General features: G+C 58.3%; 9 protein-coding genes. 6 read left to right on the top strand and 3 right to left on the bottom strand.

The window, feature by feature from the left end; all coding sequences use genetic code 11:
* Positions 1-78: 78 nt before the first annotated feature.
* Positions 79-720: an ECF-type sigma factor gene (locus UH5x_RS13010; protein ID WP_482635884.1), complete on the top strand. Its 642-nt coding sequence runs from the start codon at positions 79-81 to the stop codon at positions 718-720.
* Entirely contained in the window at positions 707-2,422 is a 1,716-nt protein-coding gene (locus UH5x_RS13015; protein WP_482635980.1) for a serine/threonine-protein kinase, read from the top strand. The genes UH5x_RS13010 and UH5x_RS13015 overlap by 14 nt, the downstream gene beginning before the upstream one ends.
* Before the next feature lie 332 nt (positions 2,423-2,754).
* Here UH5x_RS13015 and UH5x_RS13020 read toward each other — a convergent pair whose 3' ends face one another.
* The 3 genes from UH5x_RS13020 to UH5x_RS13030 form a co-directional block, all read right to left on the bottom strand.
* On the bottom strand, positions 2,755-3,492 hold the full coding sequence (locus UH5x_RS13020; protein WP_482635885.1) for an SDR family oxidoreductase: 738 nt from the start codon (positions 3,490-3,492) through the stop codon (positions 2,755-2,757).
* Between the two features lie 96 nt (positions 3,493-3,588).
* Entirely contained in the window at positions 3,589-5,676 is a 2,088-nt protein-coding gene (locus UH5x_RS13025; protein ID WP_482635886.1) for a WD40 repeat domain-containing protein, read from the bottom strand.
* A 126-nt stretch (positions 5,677-5,802) separates the two neighbouring features.
* The gene (locus UH5x_RS13030; RefSeq protein ID WP_482635887.1) at positions 5,803-7,011 is read right to left on the bottom strand and encodes a lactonase family protein; all 1,209 of its coding nucleotides are present in this window, start codon (positions 7,009-7,011) and stop codon (positions 5,803-5,805) included.
* A gap of 386 nt (positions 7,012-7,397) precedes the next feature.
* On the opposite strand from UH5x_RS13030, the gene UH5x_RS13035 reads away from it, so the two are divergent.
* From UH5x_RS13035 to UH5x_RS13050, 4 genes are all read left to right on the top strand, one after another.
* Positions 7,398-7,589 carry a hypothetical protein gene (locus UH5x_RS13035; protein ID WP_047812898.1) on the top strand — a complete coding sequence of 64 codons (192 nt, stop codon included), beginning with the start codon at positions 7,398-7,400 and terminating at the stop codon, positions 7,587-7,589.
* Positions 7,590-7,593: 4 nt separating this feature from the next.
* Complete coding sequence (trkA, locus tag UH5x_RS13040) at positions 7,594-8,940, top strand: Trk system potassium transporter TrkA (protein WP_047812899.1); 1,347 nt, start codon at positions 7,594-7,596, stop codon at positions 8,938-8,940.
* A 47-nt stretch (positions 8,941-8,987) separates the two neighbouring features.
* On the top strand, positions 8,988-10,256 hold the full coding sequence (gene serB, locus UH5x_RS13045; protein ID WP_047813036.1) for a phosphoserine phosphatase SerB: 1,269 nt from the start codon (positions 8,988-8,990) through the stop codon (positions 10,254-10,256).
* A 157-nt stretch (positions 10,257-10,413) separates the two neighbouring features.
* On the top strand, positions 10,414-14,382 hold the full coding sequence (locus UH5x_RS13050) for a hydantoinase B/oxoprolinase family protein (protein WP_482635888.1): 3,969 nt from the start codon (positions 10,414-10,416) through the stop codon (positions 14,380-14,382).
* Positions 14,383-14,483: the final 101 nt, after the last annotated feature.

Below are 14,483 nucleotides of genomic sequence, written 5' to 3' on the forward strand. Positions count from 1 at the left end.
AACGCCTGCGCTGCACGAACCGAAAGCGGCGTCGACGTGGTGTTGTCACAGGTGGTTTGCGATGCAACAGTTGTTTTTATGTCAGAATCAAGAAACATCAGCCACTGGATCGACCAAGTCAAAGACGGCGATTCCATTGCTGCCAACCAGATTTGGCAGCACTACTATGATCGGCTGGTGCGATCGGTTCGAAACAAACTCTTCGGTCAAAACCGCGCCGTCTCGGACGAAGAAGACATTGTCCTGAGCGTCTTCGACAGTTTTTATTCAGCCGCTCAAAAAGGCCGCTTTCCGGATCTTTCCGACCGAGACGATTTGTGGCGTTTGCTGTTGAAGATGTCCGCCCGAAAAGTGGTCGACAAAAAACGTCGCGATCATCGCCAGCGACGGGGCGGGGATGTTCAGCTTCATTCACTGGACAAACGTGACGAAAACCAATCCTTCATCGAGGCCATCGGCGATGAGCCATCCCCCGAGATGGTATTGATGATGGAGGAATCCGTGGAGCAATTTTTTTCGCATTTAGGTGTCGGGCAACTGCGAGATTTGGCGGGTGCCAAGTTAGAAGGGTATTCCAACGCGGAACTTGCCGCACGATTTGGATGCTCCGAACGGACGATTGAACGTCGTCTGCACCTCATCCGTGAAAAATGTCACCAGGAACTGTTCGATGAGCATTCGCCAAAAGAAACTACCGATCGCGACCTTGGAACGAATTGACGACCTGTGCGCGGACTTCGAGCACAAATGGCAAACCGATCAATCGCCCAGCATTGAATCCTTTCTAACCGAGGACATTCCGCCGGACGAACGGGACGTCCTGCTAGCGGAACTGATTGTGTTGGATATCGATTATCGCCGACGACGGGCTGAGCAACCCACCGAGCAAGACTACCTGGATCGTTTTCAAGACAACGCCCAGGTGATCCGCGACGCATTTCGTGGAAACGGCCAACCCAAGCGAGCCTTCATCCCACCGTCGGTGGAGCAACTGGGAAAGCGATTCCCCAATTTGAAGATCACCGAACTACTCGGCGCGGGCGGAATGGGTGCGGTCTACAAAGCACGCCAAGAAGGCCTTGATCGTGTCGTTGCCCTTAAAATCCTCCCCGAAGAATTCGGACACGATGTCAAGTTCGCATTGCGGTTCACTCGTGAAGCTCGCACGCTCGCGAAATTGAACCATCCGAATATTGTCTCGGTCTATGAGTTCGGGCACGTCGACGACACGTACTACTTCTTGATGGAGTACGTTGACGGGTCCACGCTGCGTGATGTGGTCGCGGCCGGCCAACTCGCCCCCGCCCATGCGCTCGCGATCGTGCCGCATCTTTGCGACGCGCTCCAGTTCGCTCATGACAACGGCGTCATCCACCGCGACATCAAACCAGAAAACATCCTGATGGCGGTCGATGGCTCGGTGAAGATCGCCGACTTCGGACTTTCGCGACTCCTCGGCGATCAAGACCAACCATCAGCGCTCACCGGCACCCACCAGATCATGGGAACGCCGCGGTACATGGCCCCTGAACAACTTGAAGGTGCACGTGGCGTCGACCATCGCGCCGACATCTATTCGCTGGGCGTCGTGTTCTACGAAATGCTGACGGGTGAACTTCCGATCGGTCGTTTCGCGGCCCCATCCCAAAAGGTCGAGATCGATGTTCGTTTGGATGATGTCGTTCTGCGAACACTGGAAAAGGAACCTCGGAGACGCTATCAACGAGCCAGCCAAATCAAATCCGATATGCAGTCCATTGCGTCCGGTGACCGGGCCGCGCTCGCTCCAACCCAGATCGTGGACTCGGCGTCACAACGAGACCGTCTCCCTTCCTCCGCTGGGATGCACGAGCAAGAACTCGCCGGCCGTTTGCTCCTGACACGTCGCCAACTCATGGAGCGGGTCAAATCAGCGTTGCGACCTCTGGGTGTCGGCCAGGTGCTTCAAATTATGATCGGAGTCGCTCTCATCGCGCTGGGTGCTTACTGCTGGGCCCCCAACACGCACGTGCCACATCGACTGGTCTGTGGTGTGATCGTGCACGTCTACGGGTTGTTCTTGATCATTTCGGCGGCCAACGTCTTGGTTCGAATCAAACGCATCGACACGTCCCAACCGATCACCGAAATTCGCGAGAAGCTCGGCGCCGTCAGGCGTTTTTCTTTGTGGGTCGGTCCCGTCATCGGCTTCGCATGGTGGTTGATTTGGATCCCCGTTGTCGTGGCCGCAGGGTTCGATCAGGTCCTGCACCCCAACTCACTTTACCCGTCACTGATTGTGGGCGTGATCGGAATCGTCGTCTCATGCGGTTTGTATGCCATGGCAATGAAATCAGAACTCGCGCGTCAAAAGATCGGCGGCCGAAGTGTCACCAATGCCGAACGAGAACTCACACAAATCGAACAAGCCAGCATCCGCTGATTTCGAGTGGTCTGTCATGACTTATCCCGAGGGTAGTGGACGAGGCGACGAGTCCTGAACTGGCGTCAAATCCAAGGACTCGTCGCCTCGTCCACTACGATCAACCCGAACTTTTAGCTGTGACAGACCAGCAGCTTCCTGAGTCCTGAGTCCTGAGTCCTGAGTCCTGAGTCCTGAGTCCTGAGTCCTGAGTCCTGAGTCCTGAGTCCTGAGTCCTGAGGCCTGAGTCCTGAGTCCTGAGTCCTGAGGCCTGAGTCCCTGAGTCCCTGAGTCCCTGAGTCCCTGAGTCCCTGAGTCCCTAAGGCCCTAAGGCCCTAAGGCCCTTTCCACTCTCAAACCACTCCCCCATTGGCACGCAGCGTTTGACCATTCACCCAAGCCCCATCTGGCCCCGCCAGAAAGGAAATCACGGACGCGATGTCACTGGGTTGGCCGAGACGTTCCAACGGCGACATGTTGGTCAAGCGATCGATCAATTCGTCCGATTTGTCATCTAGAAAAAGCTTGGTCGCGGTCGGACCAGGCGCGACGGAATTGACCGTGATCTGCCGCCCTCTCAATTCGTTCGCCAGGACAGCCGACATGGCCTCCACGGCCGCTTTGGTTGCTGAGTAGACACCGTAGTTCGGCATCCGCAATCCAATCACACTGGACGATAAATTGATCACCCGTCCGCCATCACGAAGTCGACGGGACGCTTCTCGCATCGTGTGAAAGCAACCTTTCAGATTGATATCCACCAATCGATCAAAGTCCTCGTCGGAAAACTCCGCCAGCGGTTGCATCTTCAGAACGCCAGCGTTGTTGACCAACACGTCCACCCCGCCGAACGACACCGTCGCGAAATCAAAGAGTTTCTCGACCGCGTCCGAGTCGCTCACATCGGCTTGAAATGACTGTGCCGAACCACCCGCTTCTATGATTCGCTCGGTCAGTTCGTCCGCCGCCTGGGAACTGCTCGCGTAGTTGATCACCACCGAGAATCCATCGCTCGCCAATCGTTCGGCAATCGCCGCACCGATTCCCCGCGACCCACCGGTGACAATGGCAACCTTCTTCGTTTCGTTCATGCAAAGGACTCCTGCTTGCGTTCATGTCGTAGCTGTGTGTTCCATTCAGCAATGACCATCCACCGAACCGGAACGCCACCGTCCCCCAATCCAAGATCATTGATGGAGGCGAGGCGGTGTCTTGATCACTGGAACACCCACCGCGTCAATCACTGGGAAAAATTCTTTGAGCGAATAAAGACGCATGGATTCTTGCCCGTCGTAGCCGCCCGCCGCGATCAGCGTTTCGGTTTTGGCGTCGTAGTCAATGTCGCGTACTGGCATCAACAAGTGTTCCGGCAATGGTTCCAACCTGGCAAGTTCCATCCCCGTCTCCAAGTCGATGCACAGCACACTGCCTTTGTAGGTCCCGACAAACAAGTGCTTTGAATCAAACAGACGCAGCACGTGGATTCCACCCCGCCCACCCACTTCATACGTTTTCAGCAATCGCAATTGGTCATCGAACAATTGCACCACGCCGGTCATGCCACCCGTAACGATCCGCGATCCGTCAGGGCTGACTTCCACACAACTGTAGATGTCGGGCGATTGAACTCGATTGAGCTGCTTCGCATCTTTGACGGACCATCGCGTCAACACGCCGATATGATCGGAGAGTCGACCTTGATGCCCGTTCGAAAGCAAGGTTGCTGCGTCAGGATCAAAACGCACCCGGCGAATGTCTTGGTCTAAATTCGCTGTGCGAGAAACCTCCCGTCCGGTCGGAAGATCCATGACTCGCAAAACGGAATTCCGACCGCTGGCGACCGCCAACCACTTGGAATCGCGGGAGATATCCAGCGCATTGACTCGACTCCCCAGGTTCGACTTCCAGAGCGGGTTTCCATTTCCCTGGCGATGAACCAGGACCTCTCCCGACGCATAACCGCGCACACTGAACTGGCCATCAGGAGAAACCATGGCGGTGACCAGCTTGCCGCGACCTGGCTCGAGCAGCGTCGCCTTTTGCAGACGTTTTCCCTGCAGATCAAGTCGTTCAATCGTGCCCAGTTTCGCGACCACCGCGATTTCGTCTTTTCCTGGAACAAACCGAACCCCATGGACCGCTTTGTTGTTCCAGGCTCGCGGCCGAGCAAATGCGGGAACGAATCGATTCGCGGGTACCTGCACATCCAACACAACAACATCCGGTCCGGCTCCCGCTACCACCAAACGCTGTGGGTCGTCGGTCAACTCCATCGCCGCGACCAATTCCAAACCCACCTCTCGATCGTTGATGTGCTGTCCACGGGCAAGATCCCAGACACGAATGCGGTCTCGAAAACATCCGCTCAGCAACATCTTGCCCGTTTTTGAAAAGCAAAGATTGGTGACCCTGTTGGGATGCTTCCACCAACGAAATTTCTCACTGCCGTCCGCGGTCAAGTGAACAGTGATGGATCCATCATCCCACCCCAATGCCACCCGATCACCATTGGGCGACACTCGGACAGCACTGATGGCGTTCAGCCCGTTGGAGTCTGCCGTGAATGGCTCTTCGCTGACGACGTCACCTGCTTGTTTTTTCTCCGATTGGCCAACAACGCTCGCCGGAAAACGGTGAACCTGCCAGACGTTCGGTTGTGAAACCACCACCGCCACATTGGCATCCCGACTGACCGACAACAAGGAACAGGGCATCTCCAGCGAGACCTCCTGCGTCTCGTGCCATCGATCATCTTCCTGTTCCCAAACCCGCAACGTGGTTCCTTCAGAAAGCCCAATGAGCCGACCGTCATCGCTCCCCACGCCAATCGCGAGCACCTGGTCAATGGGAGCCAACTCCTGAACCTTCTCGCCGGTGCTGGTGGACCACAGAAGCAGCCGACCTTCGACATCCAGAGACGCCAGAAACTTCCCCCCACTGAGAAACTGAAGACCGCGGACAATCGTGTGGTGCTCACCGATCATCTCTTGCTGCACTTCGGGTTCGCCGGTGCGGCGCAGCAAGACTTGGCCTGCGGCGTTGCCGGTGGCCATCCATTTTGCATCTTGCGAGAAGGCGACTGCGATGACCGCTTTGTCGTCAGCGGCTCCCAAAGCCGGTTGCACGTAACCCGGCAATTCAAGACTTCGGCGAGTGAACTCCACCGGTTCCCGCCACTTGACCGTCCCAGGCACGCCTCCACCCGTGAGGCTTTCACCGGGAGGCTCGTCTGCGAAACCGCCATCTGACATGCCGAGCAAACAGGCGATGGACATGACCAGGCAGGGCCAAATCAACAGCCCCCCAATACAACTCGGAAGTCTCATCATTGCACCCTCTATCGGTGACGCGGTTCGACCGAGGGCTCAGGTCCGCTTGAGCCCTCGATCTGTTGATCCCAGCTACTTGCTGAACAGCACGCAAATGGGCGTGGGAACCTGTTGGGTTTGACGTGTGAAGGTCAGTTCGCCAGTGTCCCCGTCGACTTCAAAGACAGTGGCAGTGTGGCTGTCTCGGCCCGCTGCAATCAACCAGCGACCGCTGGGATCGAGATTGAAGTTTCGAGGCCAACCGCCGCGAATGGCTTCGACTTCCACCAATTGCATTTCACCGGAGTCATCCACACGAAAGACCGATATGCTGTCGTGGCCACGGTTCGCGGAATAAACAAACTTGCCGGACGGGTGCACTCGAATTTCAGAAGCACTGTTGAAACGCTCCTTCGCCTTGGTTTCTTCCGACAGGGCAGGGATGGTTTGCCCGGCCGTCATCGTGCCCGCCTTCGCGTCGTAGTCGAACGCGGTGACCGACAGAGCCAACTCGTTGAGCAGGTAAATGCGTTTGCCGTCTGGGCTGAACTTCATGTGACGTGGTCCGCCACCGGGGATCCCTTCGCCAAAACCATGATGTTTCAGACCAGGTCCGTTGGGATCCAACTTCCAAATCACGACCTTGTCCATCCCCAGATCCGGAGTGAACGCGAAGCGGTTGTCTGGCGAGGTCCCGACCCAGTGTGCATGCGGTGCGTTTTGGCGGTTTTCAACCACCCCCGATCCCGCTGGCGACAACAGGGCATCGTGTTCATGGACCTCCACGCGGCGTGCGACCGAACCGTCTTCGGCCAATTCATACAACGTCGTCGAGCCACCGCCGTACTGCGCCGACAACAGAACCGATCCGGTGCGATCGGTCGCCAAGTGAGCGACCCCGCCGTCACCGCTCTCGACCGATCCCAGTTCCACCAACTTCGCGTCCTTGGAATCAGCTTGCACGCGGTAGGCCGTCACGCCACTTCCGCTGGTGGCGTACAGCACGGGCTTGCTCGGATGCATCGCCAAGAACCCAGGTTGCGAGGCTTTCACTGCCAAGCTCGCCGAGCTCAGTTTGCCCGAATCGGTGTCGAAGGTGGCATGGTAGATCCCTTCACTGGCACCTCCCCGAGGGGTGGTGGTTCCGAACCAAACGTTCAGTGTTTCCGCCATCGCCAAATTCCCATGCAAAGCCGCGAAGACAACCGCGGCCACCAGGCCCCGTTTCACCCCCCAACTCGTTCGCGTTGTCACTTGCTCGTTGCCGCTCAATCCGCTGCTCATCTGCGTCTCTCCGATCATGGATGCAATTCTTGCCTGTTTGGTGAGAAAAACTCGCCGAAGGGGGCATCATACCCCAGGAGGCGTGGGAGAGGAGGAAAGGGGCACAGGGGCACAGGGGCACAGGGGCACAGGGGCACAGGGGCACAGGGGCAGGGGGGCAGGGGGGCAAGGGGGCAGGGGGGCAGGGGCAGGGGCAGGGGCACGAGCACGAGCACGAGCACGAGCACGAGCACGAGCACGAGCACGAGCACGAGCTAGGAGCTAGGAGCTAGGAGCTAGAAGCTAGAAGCTAGAAGCTAGAAGCTAGAAGCTAGAAGCTAGAAGCTCTCTCCCCCCATGACATTGCCGATTCGCGGTGGTTTGATCTAGGATGCGGGGACTTCAAACCTTTCCTGGAATCCGCTGTGCTTTCAATTTCGCCCACCTATTTGCTGTACTACCTGCCACTGATCATTGCGATCTCGCTGGTGTTTGGTGCGACTCGGCATGAGGATTTGTCGTTGATCCTGCGACACGCCTTCCACACGGCCCGTTGGATCACCGGCTTCATGGCGGTCGTTTTCGCCTTGGTTCTCGTCTTGGACTGGATGGTCTGAGCCGATGAGGATTCTGACTCTCGGTGGCGGCACCGTTGGACGCTGGATCGCCGACATGCTGTGCCGACGCCGGCACAGCGTCACGCTGATCGACAGCGATCCCGAAATCGTGCGATCCATCAACAGTGAATTGGACGTGCGTGCGATCGAGGGAAATGCCTCCCAGAGCACCGTGCTGTTCTCCGCCGACGTGCTCAGCGCCGACTTGTGCCTGGCCGTCACCGGAGACGACGAGGTCAACATTGTTGCCGCCAGCATGGCCAAGGCGTTGGGTGCCCGCCGCGCGATCGCTCGCGTTTACGCCCCCGCCTTTCGTGACCTGTCGACGTTTGACTATCAACGTCACTTTCAAATCGACAGTCTGCTTTCGCTCGAACAGCTTTCCGCTTCCGAATTGGCTCGCGCGATTCGCAACCCCGACGCCATCCCGCTGGAACACTTCGCGCGTGGCCAACTGCAGGTCTACGAAATGGACGTGGCAGTCGGATCCGCCGCCGCAGGCAAGAAGCTGATGGAACTGCAACTTCCGCCCAGGGTCCGAGTGGGATCCCTGGCCCGCGAAGGCCGGATGTGGATCGCCAGCGGTGCCGACGAAACACGTGCGGGTGACCGAGTCAGCTTGGTCGGGATGCCGGACGCCGTCAGTGTTGCCCGGCAAATCTTTGGCGGCGAAAAACGACGTCGCAAACAGTCCAAGGTCATGATCGCCGGTGGTGGTGAAACCGGTTATCACCTGGCCGGTTTGCTGGGTCGTGAAGACTTTCGCACCGTGCTGCTGGAACAAGACGCGAAACGTTGTGAACAACTGGCCAAGCTGCTGCCTGACGTCACCGTGGTGCATGCCAACGCCAACCGACGCAGCGTTTTGGAAGACGAAGGCGGCGGCACGGTGGACTACTTCGTTGGCTGCACCGGAAACGACGAAAACAACATCATGGCCGGCGTCGAGGCTCGTGAACTGGGTGCCTCTCGCGTGATGTGCGTGGTGGGGCGACCGGACTACGCCAACGTGGTCGGAAAACTGGGCATCGACTTGGCGGTCAGTGAACGCGACGTCGTCGCTCGGCAAATCCTGGGGTTCCTCAACGAAGGAGCCATCATCAGCCAAAGCAAATTGCCCAACGGCTCGATCGGGGTCTACGAACTGGAAATCCTGGAAGGATCCCCCGTCACCCAGGCGTCGCTCGCCAATCTGCCGCTGGCAGGCCGATGCTTGATTGCCGCGATTCAACGCGACGGATTCGTGCGTGTGCCCACCGCCAGCGATGTTCTGGAAGTCAATGACATCATCGTCGCCTTGATCGATTTGTCCGATGCCGACGAAGTCCTTTCACTCTTTCACAGCGACTGATCGTGTCCGCCACCACCAACGCTCTCGAGTCCCACCCCAACGCTGTTGTGAACGAATCCACTTTGCCATCCCCGCACGCGTCTTCCGCAATCGCAATGACCCCGCCAACCATCGTCTTGCTTCGATTCACCGGCGACGATTGCCCGGGTTTGACCGCGTCGATCTCGGAACGCTTGCACCGATTCAATTGCCGAGTCATCGATGTCAATCAAGCGGTGATCCATCGATCGCTGCTACTGGGCATGCTGGTTCAAATTCCGGGCAGCGAAGACCCCGAAAGATTGATTCGAAAGATGCGACGCAAGAGTCGCAAACTCGGTCTGAAATGCAAAGCAAAAATCGTTTGCGACCCGGACTACGACGCTTGGGTCAAACGCCAAGGCAAATCGCGATTCATTCTGACGCTGCTTTCCCGTTCGGTTACCGCCGAGCAATTTGCAGCGGTCAGCCGGTTGGTCTCTGACCAGGGACTGAACATCGACGTGATCACGCGGTTGTCCGGCCGCCCCGAGCGAGACCCTGGCGACGAACTGACTCGCGCTTGCGTGGAGTTCTCTTTGCGAGGCGATCCAACGGACGCCAACGCTCTCAAAGCCAGTCTGTTGGATCTGTCCAACCGCTTGAATTTGGATCTGGCATGGCAGCGAGACGATGCCTTCCGCCGCAACCGACGCATCGTCGCGCTCGACATGGACTCAACCTTGCTGCAAGCCGAAGTGATCGACGAACTGGCCAAGGAAGCGGGTGCCGGAGAAAAAGTCAGTGCGATCACCGAGGCGGCGATGCGAGGTGAAATCGACTTTGACGAGTCGCTTCGCCAACGCGTGCAATCCTTGGAAGGATTGCCTGAGAGCGTCCTTCCCAAAGTCGCCGAGCGATTGCAGTTGACCGAAGGTGCCGAACGATTGCTTTCCAACCTCCGTCGGTTTGGCTACACAACCGCGATTTTGAGTGGTGGCTTCACCTACTTTGGCGAGCACCTTCAAAAGCTGTTGGGCATCGACCATGTGCACGCCAACGAACTGGAAATCATCGACGGAAAGCTGACGGGACGGGTCCTCGGTCCCATCGTCAATGCCGAGCGCAAAGCCTTGCTTCTCGAACAACTCGCCGCCAACGAAGGCGTCGACCGCAAACAGATGATCGCGATCGGCGACGGTGCGAACGACCTGCCCATGCTCTCCCGAGCCGGCCTGGGGATCGCCTTTCACGCCAAGCCCATTGTGCGGGAATCGGCTGAGCATCAAGTCTCCACACTGGGGCTGGACGCCGTTCTCTACCTGCTCGGCGTGAGAGACCGCGACTTGGTGGAGTGACACCGCGGTCACCGTCAGTGACAAAACGAAGACCGGCTTTTCATACCCCTAGGAACGGTCGGAAAATCAGTGTCAGCTCCCTTGCCGGAACTGCCATGGGTGCTTCGCGCAAAAGGTACCTGACACTGATTTCCCGCTCATCATTTCGTGACTCTCCATGAACACTGAACCGATTGAAGTCTGGGTTGATGTCGGTGGCACCTTCACGGATTGCTTGGTCCAACAAACCCATCCAGACGGACATCGCCAACGCGACGCCATCAAAGTCCTCAGCAGTGGATTGGTGTCGGTTCGAGTGGTGGACCACAGCGACGACTTCACGCACGTGGATGTCGAACTCCCACCACGATTTGCCATCGATGGCTTCTGGGAATCCGCCAAACTTTTCGAGCAAGGTGAATCAGCGTTGGAGGGTGACTCGTTCACCGTACTGGGTTGCCAGAGAAAATCCGCGAACACCGTTCGACTGCAATTGAACCAACCGGCCAATCAAGTTCGCCACGATCAAAGTTGGGTGCTCGATGCTAGGATCGAATCGCCCATCCTGGCAACTCGAGTGTTGCTGGCTTGCCCATTGCCGCAGCCACTCCCAGCGCTCTCCATTCGCATGGGCACAACTCGTGGCACCAATGCCTTGCTGACCCGCAACGGTGCCCCGACCGCTCTGTTGATCACCGAAGGATTTGCGGACCTGCTGCAGATCGGAACCCAAGATCGCCCCGATCTGTTCGCCTTGGACATCGTCAAACCCGAACCTTTGGCGACTCGAACCATGGAAGTTCGCGGCCGACTGGATGCCCAGGGTGGCGAACTGATCCCGCTCGACGAATCCCATCTCCGCTCCGGTTTGCAGGATCTCAAAGCGTCCAGCCCAGAGGATCTGGTGCTGGCGATCTGCTTGTTGCACTCCCATCGCAACGAAACTCACGAGCGGACCGTTCAGCGAATCGCGAAAGAAGTCGGGTTCAAAGATGTGATTCGATCGACCGAGGTCGCAGCGCTGCCTCGAATTGTCCCGCGAGCCGAAACCACGACACTCGACGCGTACCTGTTGCCCATTTTGGAAGCGTACGTGGCGCGTGTGTGGGAGCAATTCGGTGGCGAAGCAACCTGCCATTTACGTTGGATGACCAGCGGAGGCAATCTCGTCGCCTCCGCTGGTTTCCGCGGCAAAGACAGTGTGCTGTCGGGTCCCGCCGGCGGTGTCGTGGCACTCGGTGAAGTCGCCAAGCAGTGTGGCGTCTCCGGAGCAGTCGGGCTCGACATGGGCGGCACCAGCACCGATGTCAGCCGCTTCGAAGGAACGGTTGGACGACGACAAGAAAGCATGATCGGTGGCATCCGCGTGCTGACCCCGATGATGGACATTCACACGATTGCCTCCGGTGGCGGGTCAGTCTGTGCGATCCACGAGGGCCGCTTGACGGTCGGGCCTGACAGTGCCGGAGCATTCCCCGGACCGGCGTGCTACGGGCACGGTGGACCTTTGACGATCACCGACGTCAACGTTTTGCTGGGTCGACTGCCAATCGATCGCTTCCCATTTCCACTGAACTTGAAAGCCGCACAAAACGCACTGCAGCAAACCCACCAACAATTGCCAAGCGACAGCACACTCAGCCCCGAACAACTCGCAGATGGATTTCTGCAACTGGCGGTCACACAAATGGCCGAAGCCGTTCGAGTCGTCACCACTGCCGCAGGAAGTGATGCCAGACAGATGGCGTTGGTTGGATTCGGCGGTGCTGCGGGCGGCCATCTTTGCCAGGTCGCTGACTCATTGGAAATGTCTCACGTGATCGACCATCCTGATTCGGGATTGCTCTCAGCAGTCGGAATGGGCGCGGCACCGATTGGACGCATCGCGTCCCAGTCTTTGCAACTCACGATCGCATCCGCCGTGCCGGACGGTGCACCCCCACACGCCAACCGAACACTGAGCCAGGACGCGATCTCGCCACTGGAATCGGCCGCGAACGACACACTGCTTCAATGCCAGGCTCAACTCCGCGAAGAAGAAAACATCTCGCCGGACACGCCACTGCAAATTGTCCATCAATGCGATGCACGTCCACTGGGAACTCAGTCGACATTGCCAGTCGATCTGTTTCCATTGGAAACCCTCCCCGCTCGGTTCGATGCCAAACACCAAATCACGTTTGGCTACCGTCGCGACTCCATGCCGCTCGAAGTGGTCACCGTTCGCTGCGAAGCCACGCTGGAACGAAATGCCAACCAGACCAATCACCTCGACCCACAGGACAACTCCGAGAATTCCCCCGCCGCGTCTGTCACTCACGCGAAGCCTGAAACGATCTCGATGTGGGTCCAGGGTGCTGATCGAAACGTCGACCTCTGGGACCGTGAAACGTTGAAGACCGGTCAGACCCTCATCGGACCGGCGGTGGTGACGGGCCCTTATTCTGTCTTGGTGGTGGAACCGGACTGGACCGCCACCCTGTCCGCCGAAGGGATCTTGGAGATTCACAAAACCAAATCCCCGCGTGTCGAGGAGACCCCACTCCCAGCCGCTGACCAACTGAATGACACCATCGCGATGGAGATCGCCGCGAGACGCGTGCAAGGGATTGCCGAATCGATGGGCGAAGTCATCCGTCGAACCAGCGTCAGCGTGAATGTCAAAGAACGCCGTGACTACAGTTGCGCCGTGTTCTTGGGCGATGGATCCTTGGTCGCCAACGCACCCCACGTGCCAGTTCACTTGGGGGCGATGAGTCACACGGTTCGCAGTTTGATCGCGGACTACCCGGAGATGTCACCGGGTGACTCGTACCTCAGCAACGACCCCTATGCCGGTGGTTCGCACCTGCCTGACATCACTGTGGTGACCCCCGTTTTTTGCGACGAAAACGCGTCCGGTTCGTCGCGTCCCAAGGATTGGCCCTGCGACTTCTTCGTCGCCTCACGATGCCATCACGCCGAAATCGGTGGCATGGTCCCGGGATCCATGGCCCCCGCAGCCACCTGTCTGGCAGAAGAAGGCGTGGTGCTGCACAACGAATGCCTGGTCCGCAGCGGGAAGTCTCACCACCCAAGAATTCGCGAACTGCTTTCCACCGCCACGTACCCTTCTCGAAACGTGGAAGAAAACATGGCCGACATCGCGGCGGCGGAAGCGGCAGGGCAGGCCGGTGCGAATCGAATCCAGGCCTTGGCTGATTCGATGACCAAGTCTCGCCTGATGGATCTGCTGAAGCAGTTGCTGCATGTCGCGGGAGAAGCCACCGCGACCTGGATCGCCACGCTGGGAACCGAGCCTCGCGTTTTCGAAGATTCACTCGACGACGGCACGCCCCTGCGAGTCACCCTGCAGCCGGACCAATCGACCGGACGGTTGCAAATCGATTTCACTGGAACGGGTCCGGTCCATCCCAACGGGTTCAATGCCACACCATCGATCGTGACCGCGGCCGTGCTGTATGTGCTCCGGTGCGTTGTCCCCGGCGAGTTGCCGTTGTGCGACGGGGTGCTGAAGCGAATCGAACTGGTTATCCCTCCGGGCTTGCTCGCGCCGCCTGCTGGCGACACCCCCGAGAACAGTCCAGCAGTGGTCGCTGGCAATGTTGAAACCAGCAATCGCGTGGTGGATGTCTTGCTCGGCGCGTTGGGCGTCGCCGCCGCATCCCAAGGCACGATGAACAACCTGCTGCTTGGCGATGAAACCTTTGGTTATTACGAAACCATCGGCGGTGGTGCCGGTGCAACGGCGACTCAAGCAGGTGCGGACGCCGTTCACACTCACATGACCAACACGCGAATCACGGACCCTGAGATCCTGGAATCACGATTGCCGATTCGCCTGTGGCGGTTTGCCATCCGTCGTGGCAGTGGAGGAGCAGGGCAAAACCGAGGCGGTGACGGAATGATTCGCGAAATGGAATTCCTTCGTCCACTGACACTGTCTCTCATCACTTCCCGGCGAACAACGCGTGCCTACGGGATTCAAGGCGGGCAACCAGGCCAACCCGGTCGACAAACCCTGATCCATCAATCCCAACGAACGGAACTCCCCTTCGCGACCAGCCGAGAAGTTGAGGCTGGCGATCGGTTGGTCATGGAAACGCCAGGCGGTGGCGGCTACGGCAAGGAACGGCCCGCCGACTGAAACAAAGAAGCAGTGCGAGACAAAGAGCAACCGTCCTGAGCTACCTACCCCTGTCGCGTGTCGCCGGATTCGCCAGAGTTCGGTTCCAGCAGCGATTCCTG

The sequence above is a fragment of the Rhodopirellula sp. UH5 genome (assembly GCF_056839225.1).

What these genes read in the sequence shown, in the direction of transcription:
- UH5x_RS13010 (WP_482635884.1), top strand. Translation starts at nt 79, where the DNA reads ATGTCAGAATCAAGAAACATCAGCCACTGGATCGACCAAGTCAAAGAC.
- UH5x_RS13020 (WP_482635885.1), bottom strand. Translation starts at nt 3,492, where the DNA reads ATGAACGAAACGAAGAAGGTTGCCATTGTCACCGGTGGGTCGCGGGGA.
- UH5x_RS13025 (WP_482635886.1), bottom strand. Translation starts at nt 5,676, where the DNA reads ATGTCCATCGCCTGTTTGCTCGGCATGTCAGATGGCGGTTTCGCAGAC.
- UH5x_RS13030 (WP_482635887.1), bottom strand. Translation starts at nt 7,011, where the DNA reads ATGATCGGAGAGACGCAGATGAGCAGCGGATTGAGCGGCAACGAGCAA.
- trkA (WP_047812899.1), top strand. Translation starts at nt 7,594, where the DNA reads ATGAGGATTCTGACTCTCGGTGGCGGCACCGTTGGACGCTGGATCGCC.
- UH5x_RS13050 (WP_482635888.1), top strand. Translation starts at nt 10,414, where the DNA reads ATGAACACTGAACCGATTGAAGTCTGGGTTGATGTCGGTGGCACCTTC.